Source organism: Siansivirga zeaxanthinifaciens CC-SAMT-1 (assembly GCF_000941055.1).
Lineage (GTDB): Bacteria > Bacteroidota > Bacteroidia > Flavobacteriales > Flavobacteriaceae > Siansivirga > Siansivirga zeaxanthinifaciens.
Window position 1 is genome coordinate 1,368,016 of the sequence record NZ_CP007202.1, and the last position, 19,668, is coordinate 1,387,683.

General features: G+C 33.5%; 21 protein-coding genes. 16 read left to right on the plus strand and 5 right to left on the minus strand.

Features of this window, described 5'->3' with window-relative positions:
* Positions 1–230: 230 nt before the first annotated feature.
* The 4 genes from AW14_RS06025 to AW14_RS06040 are packed head-to-tail and all read left to right on the plus strand — an operon-like array spanning position 231 to position 4,176.
* Complete coding sequence (locus tag AW14_RS06025; protein ID WP_044637997.1) at positions 231–1,058, plus strand: prephenate dehydratase; 828 nt, start codon at positions 231–233, stop codon at positions 1,056–1,058.
* On the plus strand, positions 1,055–2,203 hold the full coding sequence (locus AW14_RS06030) for a pyridoxal phosphate-dependent aminotransferase (protein ID WP_044637998.1): 1,149 nt from the start codon (positions 1,055–1,057) through the stop codon (positions 2,201–2,203). Before AW14_RS06025 ends, AW14_RS06030 begins: the two co-directional genes overlap by 4 nt.
* A gap of 27 nt (positions 2,204–2,230) precedes the next feature.
* Complete coding sequence (locus AW14_RS06035) at positions 2,231–3,082, plus strand: prephenate dehydrogenase (RefSeq protein ID WP_044637999.1); 852 nt, start codon at positions 2,231–2,233, stop codon at positions 3,080–3,082.
* Positions 3,083–3,093: 11 nt separating this feature from the next.
* Positions 3,094–4,176 (plus strand): bifunctional 3-deoxy-7-phosphoheptulonate synthase/chorismate mutase type II, encoded by a 1,083-nt coding sequence (locus tag AW14_RS06040; RefSeq protein ID WP_044638000.1) that lies wholly within the window; start codon positions 3,094–3,096, stop codon positions 4,174–4,176.
* A 55-nt stretch (positions 4,177–4,231) separates the two neighbouring features.
* Here the strand turns inward: AW14_RS06040 and AW14_RS06045 are convergent, their stop codons facing one another.
* A complete protein-coding gene (locus AW14_RS06045; RefSeq protein ID WP_044638001.1) occupies positions 4,232–4,681 on the minus strand; it encodes a hypothetical protein in 450 nt (149 codons plus the stop codon).
* A gap of 85 nt (positions 4,682–4,766) precedes the next feature.
* Here AW14_RS06045 and rsgA point away from each other — a divergent pair, with 85 nt between their 5' ends.
* The 8 genes from rsgA to AW14_RS06085 all read left to right on the plus strand — a co-directional run bounded on the left by rsgA (position 4,767) and on the right by AW14_RS06085 (position 13,292).
* Positions 4,767–5,717: a ribosome small subunit-dependent GTPase A gene (gene rsgA, locus AW14_RS06050; protein WP_044638002.1), complete on the plus strand. Its 951-nt coding sequence runs from the start codon at positions 4,767–4,769 to the stop codon at positions 5,715–5,717.
* Between the two features lie 9 nt (positions 5,718–5,726).
* Positions 5,727–6,179 carry a D-aminoacyl-tRNA deacylase gene (dtd, locus tag AW14_RS06055; protein WP_044638003.1) on the plus strand — a complete coding sequence of 151 codons (453 nt, stop codon included), beginning with the start codon at positions 5,727–5,729 and terminating at the stop codon, positions 6,177–6,179.
* Positions 6,180–6,295: 116 nt separating this feature from the next.
* Positions 6,296–8,206, plus strand: coding sequence for a DUF3857 domain-containing transglutaminase family protein (locus tag AW14_RS06060; RefSeq protein ID WP_044638004.1), 1,911 nt, complete (start codon positions 6,296–6,298; stop codon positions 8,204–8,206).
* Positions 8,207–8,283: 77 nt separating this feature from the next.
* On the plus strand, positions 8,284–8,610 hold the full coding sequence (locus AW14_RS06065) for a nucleotide pyrophosphohydrolase (RefSeq protein WP_044638005.1): 327 nt from the start codon (positions 8,284–8,286) through the stop codon (positions 8,608–8,610).
* A 36-nt stretch (positions 8,611–8,646) separates the two neighbouring features.
* Entirely contained in the window at positions 8,647–9,870 is a 1,224-nt protein-coding gene (locus AW14_RS06070) for a 3-phosphoshikimate 1-carboxyvinyltransferase (protein ID WP_044638006.1), read from the plus strand.
* A gap of 103 nt (positions 9,871–9,973) precedes the next feature.
* Positions 9,974–11,023, plus strand: coding sequence for a tRNA preQ1(34) S-adenosylmethionine ribosyltransferase-isomerase QueA (queA, locus tag AW14_RS06075; protein WP_044638007.1), 1,050 nt, complete (start codon positions 9,974–9,976; stop codon positions 11,021–11,023).
* A gap of 242 nt (positions 11,024–11,265) precedes the next feature.
* Positions 11,266–12,306 (plus strand): 23S rRNA (adenine(2503)-C(2))-methyltransferase RlmN, encoded by a 1,041-nt coding sequence (gene rlmN / locus AW14_RS06080; RefSeq protein WP_044638008.1) that lies wholly within the window; start codon positions 11,266–11,268, stop codon positions 12,304–12,306.
* A gap of 8 nt (positions 12,307–12,314) precedes the next feature.
* A complete protein-coding gene (locus tag AW14_RS06085) occupies positions 12,315–13,292 on the plus strand; it encodes a polyprenyl synthetase family protein (RefSeq protein WP_044638009.1) in 978 nt (325 codons plus the stop codon).
* A gap of 16 nt (positions 13,293–13,308) precedes the next feature.
* Here AW14_RS06085 and AW14_RS06090 read toward each other — a convergent pair whose 3' ends face one another.
* Genes AW14_RS06090 through AW14_RS06100 form a run of 3 tightly spaced genes read right to left on the minus strand, consistent with a single transcriptional unit; the run spans position 13,309 to position 16,659 of the window.
* The gene (locus AW14_RS06090; RefSeq protein WP_044638010.1) at positions 13,309–14,259 is read right to left on the minus strand and encodes a transglutaminase family protein; all 951 of its coding nucleotides are present in this window, start codon (positions 14,257–14,259) and stop codon (positions 13,309–13,311) included.
* 13 nt (positions 14,260–14,272) lie between these two features.
* Entirely contained in the window at positions 14,273–15,199 is a 927-nt protein-coding gene (locus AW14_RS06095) for an alpha-E domain-containing protein (RefSeq protein ID WP_044638011.1), read from the minus strand.
* Between the two features lie 17 nt (positions 15,200–15,216).
* Complete coding sequence (locus tag AW14_RS06100; RefSeq protein WP_044638012.1) at positions 15,217–16,659, minus strand: circularly permuted type 2 ATP-grasp protein; 1,443 nt, start codon at positions 16,657–16,659, stop codon at positions 15,217–15,219.
* Positions 16,660–16,931: 272 nt separating this feature from the next.
* On the opposite strand from AW14_RS06100, the gene AW14_RS06105 reads away from it, so the two are divergent.
* The 4 genes from AW14_RS06105 to AW14_RS06115 are packed head-to-tail and all read left to right on the plus strand — an operon-like array spanning position 16,932 to position 19,391.
* On the plus strand, positions 16,932–17,507 hold the full coding sequence (locus AW14_RS06105) for an RNA polymerase sigma factor (protein WP_245617625.1): 576 nt from the start codon (positions 16,932–16,934) through the stop codon (positions 17,505–17,507).
* Positions 17,494–18,240 (plus strand): hypothetical protein, encoded by a 747-nt coding sequence (locus tag AW14_RS06110; protein ID WP_044638013.1) that lies wholly within the window; start codon positions 17,494–17,496, stop codon positions 18,238–18,240. The genes AW14_RS06105 and AW14_RS06110 overlap by 14 nt, the downstream gene beginning before the upstream one ends.
* A 59-nt stretch (positions 18,241–18,299) precedes the next feature.
* Positions 18,300–18,494: a hypothetical protein gene (locus AW14_RS15240; RefSeq protein ID WP_316930061.1), complete on the plus strand. Its 195-nt coding sequence runs from the start codon at positions 18,300–18,302 to the stop codon at positions 18,492–18,494.
* Positions 18,495–18,512: 18 nt separating this feature from the next.
* The gene (locus AW14_RS06115) at positions 18,513–19,391 is read left to right on the plus strand and encodes a hypothetical protein (protein WP_316930062.1); all 879 of its coding nucleotides are present in this window, start codon (positions 18,513–18,515) and stop codon (positions 19,389–19,391) included.
* Positions 19,392–19,445: 54 nt separating this feature from the next.
* Here the strand turns inward: AW14_RS06115 and AW14_RS06120 are convergent, their stop codons facing one another.
* Positions 19,446–19,658 (minus strand): hypothetical protein, encoded by a 213-nt coding sequence (locus AW14_RS06120; RefSeq protein ID WP_044638014.1) that lies wholly within the window; start codon positions 19,656–19,658, stop codon positions 19,446–19,448.
* Positions 19,659–19,668 lie beyond the last annotated feature (10 nt).

The following is a 19,668-nucleotide window of genomic DNA, read 5'->3' on the forward strand; positions in this document are numbered from 1 at the left end:
GTATTTTTATTTCTTAAATAATTAATTACTTTAGCGCCGTAATTATGACAACAACAGTATATTATACATATTTTAACAACTGGTTTTATTTCTTTTTTAGCAAAAGGAACGAGGCGTTGTATGTATAATTTATAAACATAAATTAGAATATAAGTCTCGATGAAAATCGAGACTTTTTTTTTAATGTTAAAAGCAAAACAAATTAACAATTAGTTTTTAAAAATTAAACTTTGATTAAAACGGTAGCTATACAAGGCGTAAAAGGGTCTTTTCATCATATTGTGTCTAAACAATATTTTGCTAAACCCGTTGAAACTATAGAGTGTAATACATTCGATAGTTTGGTAGATTCTTTAATGAGTAAAGAATGTGATGCTGCTGTTATGGCGTTAGAAAACTCTATAGCAGGCTCAATTATTCCTAATTATGCTTTAATAGATAAATTTAAGCTTCATATTATTGGAGAGCATTATTTGGATATTCAGCATAACTTAATGGTTCTGCCTAATCAAAGCATAGACGATATTAAAGAAGTGTATTCGCATCCAATGGCTTTATTGCAGTGTAAGGAGTTTTTTAGACAATATCCGCACATTAAATTAGTGGAAGATAAGGATACTGCAGAAGTAGCGCAGCGCATACATGAGCAGCAAATTAAAGGCATAGGAGCGATAGCAAGTGTTACGGCTGCCGAAATTTTTGAATTAGAAATATTAGCAAAAAGCATACAAACCATAAAGCATAACGAAACACGTTTTGTTATTGTTAATCGTGAAAATGCTGAAGTAGCTGAAAATGATATCAATAAAGCTTCAATAAAATTTGAAGCAGACCATAAACGAGGTAGTTTGGCAACTATCTTAAATGTAATGAGCGATTGTAAACTTAATTTAACAAAAATACAGTCCTTACCAATAATTGAAAAGCCCTGGAAATATGCCTTTTTTGTTGATGTAACATTCGAATCTTATGAAGATTTTAAAAAAGCAAAAACCTTAATAGATATTATGGCGCAGGGATTTAAAGTGTTGGGAGAATATAAAAATGCAAAGTTATGATTGAACCAGCTAACAGATTGCAAACCGTTGAAGAATACTACTTCTCTAAAAAGTTAAGAGAAGTTGGACAGCTTTTAGCAGCCGGTAAGCCTATTATAAATTTAGGGATTGGTAGCCCAGATATGCAACCACCAGCAAACGTGGTAGAGGCATTAAAGGCTGGTTTATCAAATCCTAATGCGCATAAATACCAGAGTTATCAAGGGCTTCCGGAATTAAGAGACGCCATGGCGGGATTCTATAAAGAGCATTTTTCGGTAGACTTAAACCCTCAAAACGAGGTGCTGCCGTTAATGGGAAGTAAAGAAGGTATTATGCATATTTCTATGGCATATTTAAATGAAGGTGACGAGGTGTTAATTCCCAATCCAGGATACCCAACCTATCAATCGGTTACCAATTTAGTAGGTGCAAAACCTGTTTTTTACGAGTTAGACGAAACTAATAATTGGTTGCCAGATTTCGAGGCCATCGAAGCTTTAGATTTGAGTCAGGTAAAATTAATGTGGGTAAATTATCCACATATGCCAACGGGAGCACAGCCCAGCGAAAATTTATTTAAAGATTTAGTAGCCTTTGGTAAAAAGCATAATATTTTAATAGTAAATGATAATCCGTACAGCTTTATTTTAAGCAACAATCCTACAAGTATTTTAGGGGTTGAAGGCGCTAAAGATGTGTGTTTAGAGTTAAATTCGCTTAGTAAAACCTTCAATATGGCTGGGTGGCGCGTTGGTATGTTGGTAGGCGATAGTACTCATATAAATCATGTGTTAAAAGTAAAAAGCAACATGGATTCTGGAATGCTTTATAGCATCCAAAAAGGGGCTGTTGAAGCTTTAAAAAGTTCAAGCGACTGGTACGATGCCCTTAATAAAGTATATAAAGAACGTCGTGATTTAGCCTGGAAACTGGCAGACGCTTTAAACTGTACTTACGATAAAAATGCAACCGGACTTTTTGTTTGGGCTAAATTACCAGAAGGTATTAATGCAGAGGCGTTTATAGATGAGATACTTTACAACAAACACGTGTTTATAACGCCAGGAATTATTTTCGGAACCAAAGGAGCAGGCTACATTCGTTTTTCATTGTGTGCTTCAACAGAGGTGTTCCAGGAATCAATTAACAGAATAAAATTATAGAACCTTTTAAGTTATAGGTTTAGCGTAATGAAAAATATATACATAATAGGAATCGGTTTAATAGGAGGTAGTCTTGCAAAAGATATTAAAAAACTACATCCAGATGCTGTTATTCATGGTATAAGCAGAAAAGAAAGTACCTTAGATGAAGCCTTATCTTTAAATTTAATAGATAAAAAGGCAACTTTAGATGATGTTGCTAAAGCAGATTTGGTTATTATAGCTATACCTGTTGATGCTACAGTAAAAATATTACCATCGGTTTTAGATAGAATTTCAGATACAGGCTTAGTGGTCGATGCAGGATCTACAAAAGTAGATATTTGTAAAGTGGTCGAAAATCACCCAAAAAGAAGAAACTTTTTAGCCATGCACCCCATAGCAGGAACAGAATATTCGGGTCCGAGTGCCGCTATTAGTGGTTTATTTGTTGGAAAAACCAATATTATTTGCGAGGTAGAAAAAACCACGTTTAAACTTCAGGAAAAAGCATTAGACCTGTTTAAAGCTATTGGCATGCGCATTCGATACATGAATCCCGAAGCACACGATAAGCACATTGCTTACGTATCGCATTTATCGCATATAAGTTCGTTTATGTTAGGTAAAACGGTTATCGATAAAGAACGAAATGAACGCGACATTTTTGATATGGCAGGCAGTGGTTTTGCATCAACCGTGCGATTGGCAAAAAGTTCACCAGAGATGTGGACGCCAATTTTCGAGCAAAACAAACAAAATGTTATTGAAACATTAGAAGAGTATATTAATAATCTCACCCATTTTAAGGAACTTATGAAGGCCAACGATTTTGACGCCATTTATAAGGAGATGAAAAACACCAATCACATAAAAGACATTTTAAAAGGAATTAGTTAAGTATTAAAATTATGGAAAACACAAAAGAAATGAGAACCTGGTTAGATGATTTAAAATTAGATCATCCGCTAGTAATTGCAGGACCTTGTAGTGCTGAAACAGAAGAGCAAGTATTAAAAATAGCTCACGAGCTTAAAAATACAGATGTAAGTTATTTTAGAGCAGGTATTTGGAAACCAAGAACTAGACCAGGTATGTTTGAAGGCGTTGGAGCATTAGGTTTAAAATGGTTACAAAAAGTAAAAGCAGAAACCGGAATGAAAATTTGTACCGAAGTTGCTAATGCAGCTCACGTAAAATTAGCATTAGAGCATGACGTAGATTTATTATGGATTGGTGCACGTTCTACGGTGAGTCCGTTTATTATGCAAGAAATTGCCGATGCTTTAGAAGGCACAGATAAACCAGTTTTAATTAAAAACCCTGTAAATCCAGACTTAGCTTTATGGTTAGGTGGTATTGAAAGAATTTACAAAGCAGGTGTAAAAAATATTGGAGCTATTCACAGAGGGTTTTCTACTTACGAAAAAACAAAGTACAGAAACAATCCAGAATGGCAATTGGCTATCGAGTTTCAAAATAAATATCCAGACATTCCATTAATTAACGACCCGTCTCATATTACTGGAAAACGCGATATGATTTTTGATGTATCTCAAACAGCTTTAGATTTAAATTTTGATGGATTAATGATTGAAACACATTACGATCCAGAAAACGCTTGGAGTGATGCGTCTCAACAAGTAACGCCATCTACTTTGGTTCAAATTATGAAAGATTTGAAAATAAGAAAAGAAACAGATTCTGAAGCAGAATACAACAAATCTTTAGAAACTTTAAGAACTCAAATAGATGTTATTGATAACCAAATTATCGAGTTGTTAGGTAAAAGAATGAAAGCTGCCGATGGCATTGGAGCACTTAAAAAACAAAAAAATGTGGCTGTTTTACAATCGAAACGATGGAATGAAATTCTAGGTAAAATGGTACTTGAAGGCGAAGCAGTAGGTTTAAGTGAGGAGTTTGTTTTAAAAATGTTTAAAGCTATTCACCAAGAATCTATCAATCATCAAGAAAAGATTTTAAATGGTTAAAAACCAAAGTTTTTATAATGAAAAAGCCTCGTATTAACGAGGCTTTTTTTATGCTTTATTTATTTCTTTTAAAAATATATCTTGTAATAAAAATACCTTGGTTATCATCTTTTCCGGCATCACTTTCAACCGCACTGGTAACAAAAGCAAGTTCCCATCCTTCAGAAACCATCGTGTTTATTTTAGAACTTACAACCGCATCATTCGCAGCTATATTTTGAAAACGAATACCTGCAATATTATAAAAATTCAAAAGCTTTGTTTCTTCAAAATCCTTTACACGAATATCACCACGATCTGATTTATTTCTTGTATGGTCTTCTTCAGTTTGTTCCGAAGTAAAATCTTTGTAATTTCTTTCTTCTTCAGCAGAAATTAATCGAGATCTTCCTAAACCACTTGGTATAATAGATTCTACACTGGTTATAATTTTGTATTCAACTTGAGCAAAAAGATTTGAGTTGAAGGTAATAAGCATTAAAAAGGCAAATAAAATTTTTTTCATAATACGGGGTTTAAAGTTTTAAATACGAATATAAAATATTTTGAAGTAGATAAAATTATTTTTTTACGTTACTTTTGAAGCAGATATGACAGGACTCGTTTATAAATCTACAGGAAGTTGGTACACCGTTAAAACCGCATTGGGTGAGACCTATGAATGCCGTATAAAAGGTAAATTTCGTATGAAAGGTATTAAAAGTACCAACCCCATTGCTGTAGGTGATTATGTCGATTTTCAACTGGAAACAGACAACGATCAAGTGTCGGGAATTATTAATAATATTCACGACCGTAAAAACTATATTGTTAGAAAATCGGTTAATTTATCGAAACAAACACATATAATAGCATCTAATATCGATCAGGTATTTTTAATGATAACTATTAATAACCCTCCAACCCTAACCAGTTTTATAGATAGGTTTTTGGTAACTGCGAATGCTTATTCGGTTAAAACGGTTTTACTTTTTAATAAAATTGATGTTTATGACGAAGAAACCCTAAACGAAGTGCGATATCTTGCTCACGTTTATCGTAAAATTGGTTACGAATGCATAGGTGTTTCGGCTATTTCGGGAAAAAATATCGACAAAGTAAAAGACCTCATGCATAATAAAGTGAGTATGTTTTCTGGACATTCTGGCGTTGGCAAATCGACTTTGGTAAATGCCATTGAACCCGATTTAAACATAAAAACCAAAGCCATATCTACCCTACACATGCAAGGCCAGCATACAACAACTTTTGCAGAAATGTTCGATTTAAGTTTTGGGGGACAAATTATCGATACTCCTGGGATAAAAGGATTTGGGGTGGTTGACATGGAAAAGGAAGAAGTGGGCGATTATTTTCCAGAGATTTTTGCTTTAAAACAAGATTGTAAATTTAATAATTGCTTACATATTAAAGAGCCAAATTGCGCCGTAAAAGAAGCGTTAGAAAATGATGATATTGCTTTTTCCCGATATCGCAGTTATGTGCAAATAGTAGAGGGCGAAGACGAGCATTACAGAACAGATAATTGGGAGCGCGAATAAATTAATGCTATGAAAATAGTTGTTCAAAGAGTTTCTAAAGCCAGCGTAGTAATAAATAATAACACGGTAGCTTCAATAGATACGGGTTTGTTAATTCTATTAGGGATAGTCGATGAAGATACCCAAGAAGATATTACTTGGCTCACAAACAAAATTGTAAATCTTCGCATTTTTGGTGATGAAAACAATGTAATGAACAAATCGTTAATAGATGTAAATGGCGATGCCATAGTTGTAAGTCAGTTTACACTGCATGCAGCCACAAAAAAAGGCAACAGACCCAGTTATATTAAAGCCGCAAAGCCAGATATTGCTATTCCTTTATACCATTCTTTTTTAGAATCGTTGACGAAAGATTTAGGAAAACCCATTCAATCCGGGCAATTTGCAGCCGATATGAAAGTTGAACTGCTTAACGATGGTCCGGTAACTATAATTATTGATTCTAAAAACAGGATATAAAAATTATTTTTTATATTTAGCATAAGAATTTTAACAAAAGCCACTTAGTAATTCGAGGTTTTTCTCTCTGTTAATTTTTTGAATAATTATTAGATTTAAATCTTTATAAGTGGTTTATGTACATAAAAGAGCACCTTATTTACGTACTATTTTTAGTTACTTTTTCATCTTTTTCTCAAGAAAAATTTTATACCAGTTTTAATATTCCGGCTAACCTTACAAAAAATGCTAATGCTGTTATTCGGTATAGTGATATGAAAATAGCGTTAGAAAGTTCTAGCGAAATGGTTGTAACCGAAAAACGTATTGTTACTGTTCTTAACAAACAAGGAAATAATGCTGTTGATGCTTTTGTTCATTACGACGATAATGTAAAAATTAAAGAATTAGAAGTTCACGTTTATAACGATTTTGGTGCTCAAATTAATCGTATAAAGAAAAACGATTTTAAAGATGTGAGTGCCGTTGATGGCGGGACACTTTACAGCGATTCCAGAGTAAAATATTTAGAATATACTCCCGTAGCATATCCATACACCATAGAATTTATTTGCCAAACCGTAACAAAAAATACCGCATTTATTCCGTCTTTTAGTCCTGTTAGTGAAAGTTTTGTAAGTGTTGAAAACAGTGAGTATAGCATCGTTTATCCTCAAACTTTAGATGTAAGAAAAAAAGAAAAAAATATAGATAGCTTCCAAATTGAAAAAGAGGAGACCTCAGGGCAAATAGTTTATAAGGCCAAAAATATCGAGGCTTACAAACCAGAAGAATACGGACCGGCTTTCTTTAATATGGCACCTAAAGTTTTGTTCGCAACGAAACAATTTACACTAGAAGGTTTTTATGCCGAAGTAGACGATTGGGAAACGTTTGGCAAGTGGATGTACAACGATTTAATAAGCGACACCCACGATTTACCTGAAACTACAATTGCCACAGTTACTAATTTGGTTAAAGACGAAACAGATTCCATTGAAAAAGCAAAAATAATATATCAATATGTTCAAGATAAGGTGCGGTATATTAGTGTGCAGGTTGGCATTGGAGGCTGGAAACCCTTCAAAGCTTCAGAGGTTGATAAATTAGGATATGGCGATTGTAAAGCCTTAACAAATTATACCATGGCTTTATTGAAAGCCGTTAATGTACCCTCTAATTATTCGGTTGTTTATGCAGGTTCCACCCAAAGATGTTTAGAAAAAGATTTTGCTTCGGTACAAGGTAATCATGTTATTTTATCTATTCCTAATAACGAAAATACCGTGTGGTTAGAATGTACCAGTCAGAAATTACCATTTGGGTTTATTGGCGATTTTACAGACGATCGCGATGTTTTGGTTATTACACCCGATGGCGGTAAAATTCAGCATACAAAAAAATATGCGACTAAAGAAAATATCCAACAAACCACGGGGTCTTGTATCCTTTCAGCTTCAGGAGGCATTAAAGTTAAAGTTAATGTGTTGTCTCAAGGTATTCAATATGACGATAAATATTGGTTAGAAACCGAAACCGAGAGAGATTTAGATACTTACTATAAAAAAAGATGGAAATATATTAACAGTTTAAGTGTCAATAAAATTAATATTTCCAACGATAAAAATGCAATTACTTTTATTGAAGAAGTCGATTTTGAAGCCGCAAATTATTCTAAAATAGTTGGAAATCGCATGCTATTACCATTAAATGTTTTAAATAGAAATACGCACATTCCAGATCGCTATAGAGAGAGAAAGCAGCCTTTAATTATTAAAAGAGGATTTGAAGACCGCGATGAGGTTGAAATTAATTTACCATCTGGTTATGCTGTTGAAGCTCTTCCTAAAAATATTGTTATAAATAATAAATTTGGTAGTTACGAGGCAAAATTTACTATTAAAGACGCTGCTACCATAATCTATAACAGAACTTTTATTGTTAATGATGGCGAATATTTAAAAGAAGATTACGAGCCTTTTAGGTTGTTTTATAAAGAAGTGACTAAGCACGATAATGTAAAAGTCGCATTGATTACTAAAAGCTAATATTTAATTTTTTAAAGCGTATTTTAGCCAACTAATTGAAAAAGAATCGGAACAAATAGTTTTAACTAAAATTTAAAATGAATATTCAAAACGCGCAACAGGAAGTAGATAACTGGATTAAAAACCACGGTGTACGATATTTTAACGAGCTAACTAATATGGCGCAATTAACCGAGGAGGTTGGAGAAGTAGCACGTATTATTGCAAGACGTTACGGTGAACAAAGCGAAAAAGAAAGCGATAAAAGTAAAGACCTTGGCGAAGAATTAGCCGATGTTGTTTTTGTTGTTTTGTGTTTGGCAAACCAAACAGGCATCGATTTACAGGCTGCTTTCGATAAAAAATTAGATTTAAAAACAAAGCGTGACCACGATAGGCATCAGAATAACGAAAAATTAAAGTAAATTAGCCACTTCTTTAAAAAAAGATAATTTACTAGTATGCATTTTACACTTCATAAAACAGATATTGCTAAGCAATCATCTATAAATATAACAGGTTCTAAAAGCGAATCTAACAGATTATTACTACTGCAAGCTTTGTACCCGCAGTTTTTACTTGAAAATATTTCAAATTCAGACGACAGTAATTTAATGACCAATGCATTAATTTCAACGTCTAATGTTATAGATATTCATCATGCCGGTACAGCGATGCGTTTTTTAACTGCATTTTTTTCTATTCAAGAAGGGCGTGAGGTTACCTTAACTGGTTCTAAACGAATGAAAGAACGTCCTATACAAATTTTAGTAGAGGCGCTTCAGGAGCTTGGTGCAGATATTGCGTATGTTGAAAATGCAGGATATCCGCCAATTAAAATAACGGGAAAAAAAATAACTAAAAACAAAGTATCTTTAAAAGCCAATGTAAGTAGTCAGTATATTTCGGCATTACTTTTAATAGCTTCAAAATTAGAAAATGGTTTGCAATTAACCCTCGAAGGAGAGATAACTTCGGTGCCTTATATTAAAATGACCCTTAGTCTTTTAGAAGAAATTGGCGTGCAAACAGATTTCTTTGGAAACGTAATAACCGTTAAGCCAAATAAAAATGTGTTAGAACCAAAAACGTTGGTGGTAGAATCAGATTGGTCTTCGGCATCTTATTATTTTAGTTTGTTGGCTATAAGCGATGTAGGGACAGAAATAACCATTTCTTCATACAAAGAGAATTCACTACAAGGCGATTCGGTGTTGGTTGATATTTACAAACATTTTGGTGTTTCGTCTACCTTTAGTAATAATCAACTAACTTTAAAAAAGGAGCCTGTAAGGTTACAACCTCTTAAATTAGATTTAAAAAACGCTCCAGATATTGCACAAACTATTGCAGTAACCTGTTTTGCTTTGGGTATTTCATGCGATTTAACGGGCTTACACACCCTAAAAATTAAAGAAACCGACAGGTTAGTTGCTTTAAAAACCGAAATAGAAAAATTAGGAGGCGAGGTAGCCATTACCAACGAGTCTCTGCATTTATCTCCTGCAAACACAATAAAAGAAAATATATCTATTGCCACCTATAACGACCACCGTATGGCTATGGCTTTTGCACCTTTGGCATTAAAAACATCGCTTATTATTGAGGATGCCGCAGTGGTTTCAAAATCGTATCCAACCTTTTGGGACGATCTAGAATCTATCGGATTTAAAATAACTAAATAATAATCATTCATTTACTTGACAAGGCCTACTTTCAGATTGTATATTTGCAGCCTTTGTAACAGAAAATGAAACTCATTTTCATTTAAATAAAAACGTTTTATTTATGAAATTATCTAACTTTGGTTTTAACCTGCCAGAAGAATTATTAGCTGAATACCCAGCAGAGAACAGAGATGAATCCCGTTTAATGGTTTTAGACAGAAAAAAACAAACCATCGAACACAGAATGTTTAAAGATATTGTAGAATATTTTGATGAAGACGATGTTTTAATTCTTAACAATACCAAAGTATTTCCAGCAAGATTATACGGAAACAAAGAAAAAACCGGAGCAAGAATCGAAGTATTTTTATTAAGAGAATTAAACCAAGAACAACGTTTATGGGATGTATTGGTAGATCCAGCTCGTAAAATAAGAATTGGAAATAAATTATACTTTGGAGACGACGATACCTTAGTTGCTGAAGTTATAGACAACACAACCTCAAGAGGGCGTACACTACGTTTCTTATACGATGGTTCATACACCGAGTTCCGTAAAAAATTAACCGAACTTGGCGAAACACCACTTCCAAAATACATAAAACGCGAAGTACAACCAGAAGACGAAGAGCGTTACCAAACTATTTATGCAAAAAACGAAGGTGCTGTAGCAGCTCCAACCGCAGGTTTACACTTTTCTAAACACGTGCTTAAACGTTTAGAAATTAAAGGCGTAAAATTTGCCGAAGTAACTCTCCACGTAGGTTTAGGAACCTTCAATCCAGTTGAGGTAGAAGATTTATCTAAACATAAAATGGATAGCGAAGAGCTTAAAATTGACGAAAAAGCTGTAGAAATAGTAAACGCTGGTATTAAAAACAAAAAACGTGTTTGTGCTGTGGGTACAACCGCAATGCGCGCTATCGAAAGTTCGGTATCATCAAACGGGCAACTAAACGAAATCGAAGGGTGGACAAACAAATTCATTTTCCCACCATACGATTTTAGTATCGCAAACTGCATGATTACTAACTTCCACACGCCAAAATCGACCCTTTTAATGATGGTTTCTGCCTTTGCAGGTCACGATTTCATTAAAAAAGCATACGAAGAGGCCGTAAAAGAAAAATACAAATTTTACAGTTATGGCGACGCCATGCTAATTTTATAAAACTTAAAAAGCCTTGTTAATTCAAGGCTTTTTCATTTATGGTACGTTTAAAACACGTCGTTTTATATTAAATTTTTTGTTTTGGGCATTACCCTATCGGGTCGCGTTTTTCGCTATATCTTTTTTCTCGTACCTCAAAAAAAGGATGCCGCTGCAACCGCTAATGCAAATACCAACATCAAGTTAAATTCATCAATCAAAAATGGTTAATAGTTAATCGTTTGCTTATTTTTGCAATACTTATGGCAGAGAATAAAAAAGATATTCGCGCCTTAACTAAAGATCAGTTAAGAGCATTTTTTCAATCACAAGGCGATAAAGCCTTTCGAGGGAATCAAGTTTACGAATGGCTATGGCAAAAAGCAGCTCATAGCTTCGACGATATGACAAACCTATCGAAAGAAACCCGCCAAATGCTTGAAGACCATTTTGTAATAAACCATATAAAGGTCGATGCCATGCAGCGCAGTAGCGATGGCACGGTCAAGAATGCCGTGAAATTACACGATGGCTTAATAGTCGAGTCTGTATTAATTCCAACAGCCACCCGTTCTACGGCTTGTGTTTCCAGTCAGGTTGGTTGTAGTCTCGATTGTCGTTTTTGTGCCACAGCACGTTTAAAACGTATGCGAAATTTAAATCCAGACGAAATTTACGACCAGGTAGTTGCCATCGATAACGAAAGCAGATTGTACTTTAACCGTCCGCTTAGCAATATCGTTTTTATGGGAATGGGCGAGCCTTTAATGAATTATAAGAATGTTATAAAAGCCATCGATAAAATTACTTCAGATGAAGGCTTGGGGATGTCGCCAAAGCGCATTACGGTTTCAACATCGGGTGTACCAAAAATGATAAAAAAAATGGCAGACGATGAAGTTAAATTTAATTTAGCCGTATCCTTACATTCTGCCATAGACGAGGTGCGAACACAAATAATGCCATTTAATGAAACCTTCCCATTAGCCGATCTTAGAGAAGCCCTAGAATATTGGTACGCCAAAACCAAACGTAAAATTAGTTACGAATATGTTGTTTGGAAAGGTATTAACGACCAACAAAAAGATATAGATGCTTTTGTTAAGTTTTGTAAATATGTGCCTTGTAAAGTAAATATTATTGAATACAATCCTATAGACGACGGAGAATTTCAACAGGCATCGAACGAGGCTTTAGAAAATTATATTACTAATTTAGAGCAAAATAGAATTGTAGTAAATGTACGCCGAAGTCGAGGTAAAGATATAGATGCCGCTTGTGGGCAATTGGCTAATAAAAGTTAAGTAAATCTGTGAAAATAGTAGAACAAATAAAGCAGCCTATAGCTTATGAAATGGAACTTTTCGAACAAAAGTTCTTATTATCCATGTCTAGTAAAGTAGCGTTACTAAACAGAATTACAACCTACATTGTAAATCGAAAAGGAAAACAAATGCGACCTATGTTTGTTTTTCTGGTTTCTAAAATGGTATCGCATGGTGAAGTTAGCGAACGCACCTACAGAGGTGCTTCGGTCATTGAGTTAATACATACCGCTACCTTAGTGCACGATGATGTGGTTGATGATAGCAATCGCAGACGCGGTTTCTTCTCTGTTAATGCACTGTGGAAAAATAAAATAGCCGTTTTAATTGGCGATTTTTTACTTTCAAAAGGCCTGCTTTTAAGCATTGATAATAACGATTTCGATTTGCTTAAAATTATCTCAATTGCCGTTCGGGAAATGAGTGAAGGCGAATTACTGCAAATAGAAAAAGCCAGAAAATTAGATATTACAGAAGCTATATATTACGAAATTATTAGGCAAAAAACAGCCACTTTAATAGCTGCATGTTGTAGTTTGGGTGCTGCATCGGTAAAACCAGAATCGGAACATGTTGAGGTTATGAGAAAATTTGGCGAGCTTATAGGGATGGCTTTTCAAGTTAAAGATGATTTATTCGATTATAGTGACGACCAAATAGGTAAGCCAACAGGCATCGATATTAAAGAACAAAAAATGACACTCCCTTTAATTTACGTGCTTAACAAAGCGAGTAAAGAAGATAAAAAATGGTTAATTAACTCCATTAAAAATCATAATAAAGACACCAAACGTGTTAAGCAGGTTATAGACTATGTGAAAATCAATGGTGGTTTAGACTATGCCATTTTAAAAATGAAAGAGTTTCAATTAGAAGCCATTAAAATACTTGATAAATATCCCGAATCGGACTATAAAAATTCACTAAAACTTATGGTGGATTATGTTATAGATAGGAAGAAATAATATCAAATAAATTATATTATTGTTGCTGCTGTTGCTGTTGTATACGTTCTAGGTTGTGCTTAAAACTATTATTTTTTATCGACGACACAGGCGTTTCTGGTAATTTTACTACATCTGTTTGTTTTGTAGTGCTTACTTCTACAAGTACATATAAATCGGCATCTACTTTTCCTTTAAACACACCTTTAACCGGTGCACAATCAGAATAATCTCTTCCAACCGCTAAGCGCACATGGTTTTCGTTGGCAAATGTGTTATTTGTAGGATCAAAACCAAACCATCCATAAGAAGGAATATAGGCTTCAAGCCAAGCGTGAGTTGCGCCTTCACCACGTGTGTTATTATCGTTTGTACAAATGTAACCACTAACATATCTTGCAGGAATACCACACATACGTACAATTTTTAGCATTATGGTGGTTATGTCTTGACAAACGCCTGCTTTTAATGCCCAAGCCTCGTCTATAGATGTGTCTACCTTCGTAACCCCTTTTGTATATTTTATTGTATTATAAACGAAAGCGCAAAGCTCTGTAGTTACTTGAAAAGGGGTTTTTTCAGTAATGTTTAAATCTTCAATAACTTTTAAAAAATCAGGGGTTCCAGTAAACGATTTGTGGGATAAAAAATCTACAAAATCGCCATCATATTTTAAAGATTTTAAGGCCTCCCACTGCGTTGCAGGGTCTAAAGTATCAATAGGATAAGGTCTGGGAGTTGTATTTACTTCAATATTAGATTCAATATAAAGTTCTTTTATGGGTTCGGTAAGCATAAAGGTGCCTACGATGTTTTTATAAAAATCGGTATAGGTTTCAACAAAAGCATTATTTGTAACAATTAAATAATGCGAAGTAACCGATTGATAGGCATCATTTATAGGATGAAGTCTAATTAAATTAGCACCATCTATAACCGGATTATCGTAAGTGTATTTCGTAATATGTTTAATATAAAAAGTTCCCATAAGTAATTTTAAATCAATTAATTTGAGATAAGTAAACAGAGTTAATATTCATTGAAATGTTTCTTATGTCTTCTTTGATGCCTTCTATAAAGTTATTCAGACCTTGATTGTTTATGTTATCAATGGTTGTGTATTTTATGGTGCTTTCCAGTTTTCCAAGCAAGAAATCTAGATTATTTTTCTCTAACTCGTTCGAATCAATTAATTGGTGTATAAGTCTGTTTAGTTTATTTACACAATAATATACAGATCGAGGAAACAATTTATCCTGAAAAACCATTTGAATAATATGTTCTTCATTAAAGGTGGATTTATGAGTTTTTAGATATAATTGATACCCTCCAATAGATAGAAGCAAATTTTTCCAGTAAAAACCTTTTTCTAAACTATCGGAAGTATTGGCTATTTCCTGAAGTTTTAGTGCTGTAAAATCTGAAATTTGAATCACACGTTCTAAGAATTTGCCAACATTCATAAAGTAATACGATGGTCCTCTTTCTTGAGTGATATCGGAAGTGCCGTAATACACTAAATGGTGTTTTCTTAATTCTTCCAAAAAGTGTATAGGATCTTCTTCTCTAAGTCTGCGTGGTAAATCTTTATCTGTAATGTATAAATAATAATTATTTACACACAGCCAGGTTTCTCTAGAGATATGTTCTTGCACACTTCGGGCATTTTCTCTGGCTCTTGTTACAATATTTAGAAGCGAGTTAGAATTGCCTAGGTTAAAAACCATATAATCTATACATTCTATAGCATCTTCTGTTTCAAATTCATTTTCAGATGATGAAAAGTTTTTAATTATTGGCGTCCATGAAAATAATTCTGGCGAGTCTTGATTGGCATAAAAATTTATTTTTAATAAACTTAAAATACCATTACCACGCTCCATGTATCTACTCAACCAAATAAGATTATTTGCTACTCTACTTAACATATATTTATTTTTTCAAATTATTTTAAAACCCAAGTGTCTTTACTGCCACCACCTTGAGAACTATTTACAACCAACGAGCCTTTTTTAAGCGCTACCCTTGTTAAACCTCCAGGGCATATGTCAATACCATCTTTCCCCATAAGGGCAAACGGACGTAAATCGATACAGCGAGGTGTAAGTTTACCATCTATAAAACAAGGTGCTGTGGATAGTCTTAATATAGGTTGCGCAATAAAGTTATCTGGTTTTTTTGCAACATTTTCTAGATAATCTTTAATCTCCTCATCGGAAGCTTCATGACCCATTAACATGCCATAACCACCACTACCATCGGTTTTTTTAATAACCATGTCTTTAATGTTTTTGGTAACATACTCAAGTTCGTCTGGTCTTCCTAATTGATAGGTTTCAATATTTTTTAAAATAGGTTCTTCGTCTAAATAATATTTAATCATGTCTGGAACATAAATATATATTGCTTTGTCATCGGCAATTCCGGTACCCGGTGCATTAACAATATTTACGTTTCCTTTGCGGTAAGCCGACATGATTCCCGCCACACCTAAAACACTGGCAGCATTAAACTCTAACGGGTCTAAAAAGTCGTCGTCGACACGTCTGTAAATAACATCAACTTGTTTTAAACCATTGGTTGTTTTCATGTAAACAAAATGATTTTTCACTACCAAGTCGCTACCTTCTACCAATTCGATACCCATGAGTCGCGCTAAAGTAGTATGCTCGTAGTAGGCAGAATTATAAATACCAGGTGTTAAAAGAACCACGTTTGGATCGGCAATGTTAGAAAGCTCTTTGAGCTTTTTGTACAGCATGTTTGGGTAGTTAGATACCGATCTCACACCATTTTCAGGTAAAATCCCAGGAAATAACCTTTTGGATATTTCTCGGTTTTCTAGCATATAACTCACACCAGAGGGAGTTCTTAAATTATCTTCCAGAACATAAAATTCACCATCGTTATTACGAATTAAATCGACACCCGATATGTGAACATATACATCATGCGGTACTTTTACGCCTTTCATTTCACGTAAAAAGTTTGGGCAGGAGTAAATTAATTCGCCAGGAATAATACCGTCTTTTATAATAAATTGTTCGTTATAAATATCTTTTATAAAAAGATTTAAAGCTTTAAGTCGTTGCTTTATTCCGCGCTCTATTTTGTCCCATTCAGATGCAGTAATAACTCTAGGTACAATATCGAAAGGGAAAATTTTCTCAATACCTTCATTATCGTTATAAACGGTAAAGGTTACACCTTGACTCATGAATAACTGTTTCGATAAGTCTTCTTTTTTAGAGAGTTTTTCTACTGATGAATTTTTTAGATACTCAATAAATCTTTGGTATTGAGGTCTAAACTCTGCATTTTCATTGTACATTTCATCCCACGTGTAATTGAGTTTGTCGTAAGAAGAAAAAAGATTATTGTTAGCCATAAATTATTAAGTATGTAACCAAATGTAATGATTTGTTGAAAAATAATTAAAGAAATATACTATTATATGTATTAAAAACAGTGATAATTCGTATTTGTTAAAAAAAATTCTAAATTTTAACAAACAATAAAAAAAATAAAGTTTTAATTATACATAAAACAATTTGTTCTTTTAAGGTACTAAATATTGCTCATAAAAATAAATGTAAATAAAATAATAATCTTCAGGCAACCATTTGCATCAAAATTGCGTCTTGTTAAATAGAAGGCAAAATGAAATCAATATTGAAAGTAATACAACTCCATAAAGACGAAGCATCGCTTATAAAGGGCGCGATAAAAAATAACAGGGATTCGCAGCGCATTTTATTCGATTTGTATGCTCCAAAAATGTTAAGCGTTTGCAGGTACTACATAAAAGACATTCAATTTGCAGAAGAAGTTATGTTGAATGGTTTTTTTAAAGTGTTTTCAAATTTAAAAAATTTTAAAGCCGAAGGTAGTTTTGAAGGGTGGATACGTCGCATTATGGTTCGCGAATCTATATCGTATTTAAGACAAAAAAAGTCTATTGAATTTGCATTAGACGTTATCGATTACAAAAACGATTTCACCAATAATATTCAAACGGAAATTGAATTAGCAGAAATTCAACAATTAATCGATGATTTGCCAGAAGGTTATAAAATAGTATTTGTTATGTATGCGATTGAAGGGTATAAGCATCATGAAATTGCAGAAATTTTGAATATTTCAGAGAGTACTTCAAAATCACAATTATTTAAAGCTAAAAAACAGCTTCAAGAAAAAATTATTAATAGAAACAAGCCAGGTTATGGAATCAAATAATTTCGAAAATAAAATTAAAGAAACGCTAGAAAACAGAAGCATTCAACCGTCGGCTCAAGCGTGGGATAAACTTTCAAACCGTTTAGACTCGGCAGCCACGAAACCAAATAACAAAACATTTTGGTGGTTGGGCATCGCTGCAAGTATTATAGGTGTTTTATTTGTTGTTAGTATCTTTTTTAAAAATGAAAATAGCACCAATAAAATAGTTGTTACACCTGTTGAAGATGTAAAAGAATCGGTTGCTCCAGAAGCTATGGATGCAAATAGTTTTATTGAAGACAAATTAGATATTGTTGAAGATAAAACAGCCAGTAGTGTAGAAACGTTTCAAAATGATAAACAAGTGCCTTCTCAAGTTTTATCTCATAACGATAATGAAAATATGGAGCTTGCAAATCAATCGGAATCTACTAATAAAGATATTAAAGCCCCTCAAGAGGTTTTGTCTTTTGAAGATAAAAAAATACAAGAAGTTGTTGCGAAAATAGCCGATTTAAAATCTCATAATGTCCCGATTACCGAAGCCGATATTGATGCATTGTTACTCGAGGCCCAAAATGAGATTAGACTGCAAAAAAGTAATAATCAAGTAGCAGGAACTATCGATCCGCTGGAACTTTTACAAGATGTAGAAGCCGACTTAAATCAATCTTTTAGAAGTAAAGTTTTAGAAGCTATAAAGGCTAGTTATGGCACAGTTAAAACCGCTGTAGCTCAACGAAACGATTAAAAAATTTCATCAATAAATCAATTATCAATCACATCCGTAAGGATAAAAAACGAACAGTTATGGAAACAATTACCAAAGTTATAGCACTCATTGTGCTAAGTTTAAGTGTGCAATTCATTCAAGCACAAGACACGATTCAAAAAACTAATAACGAAAAGAAAATAGCTTATTTGAATAATTTGAAAGACCAAATTAATGAGGAAGAGCGAAATTTTTTAAAGGAAGAAGTTGAAGCAATTAATGTTAGGCTATAAAAAGGCGAAATTACCAATTTGGAAGCCGATATTTTAAAAAAGGAAGCTGCAAAAAAACGAGCTTTAAATATTGAAAACAGAATAGCAATTCTCGAAAATAAAATGGCACTTTCTGAGCGAAATGAAGCAGGATACAAGGTTGACGACGATAAGAGTTTTAGGGGGATTATACGAATAGGCTCTGGAGAAGACACCAGCGAAAGTTTTATTTTTATTGGCGATAAAGAAGATGACAAGCCCAAACATGTTAAGTACGATAGAAAAACTACAAGCGATTTTGTATTGGCGTTTGGTTTAAATAACGCCATTGTTGAAAACGATAATTTAGATAATTCTCCTTATAAATTTGGTGGTTCTCGCTTTTTCGAAATAGGCTGGGCGTGGAAAACCAGAGTGTTTAAAGAGTCTAATTTTCTTCGAGTTAAATATGGGTATTCATTACAAATAAACGGTTTAAAGCCTACTAATAATCAGTATTTTGTTCAAAATGGCAATCAAACAGGTTTAGAAACATTCCCTTACGAACTGAAAAAAGCGAAATTATCGGTTTCAAACTTAGTTTTTCCAGTGCATTTTGAGTTTGGACCCTCTAAAAAAATAGTAAAAGACAGCTATTTTAGATACTCAACAAAAAATCAATTTATAATAGGAATTGGAGGTTATGGCGGATTTAATATTGGAACGCGTCAAAAATTAAAATACGAATTAGATGGCGAGCGGGTTAAAGAAAAGCAAAAACGTAATTTTAATACCTCTAATTTAGTTTATGGTATTAGTAGTTATGTGGCCTTTGGTGATACGGCACTTTACGTAAAATACGATTTATCTCCTATTTTTAAAGATCAATTGTTTAAACAGAATAACATATCAATAGGAGTAAGATTTGATATGGATTAAATTTTAACCATCAAGCTTTCTTAACGATGAAAGCTTGATGGTTTTTAGTTTGTTTTAGTTTCCAGAAAAACCTGCAACGGTAGCTAATACCTGAAAAACGATGCCGACAGCTATACCTATTAAAGCTGCGTAACATGCTGTTTTTGCTTTATTCGGACTTTTACCTTTATTCATAAAATAAATAACGGCTCCAGCTAGTGGAATACAAAAAGATAAAATTTTTAATCCTAAGCTTAATTCGTCGTTTTGGTTGTTTTGTTCTTGCATAATTTGAATA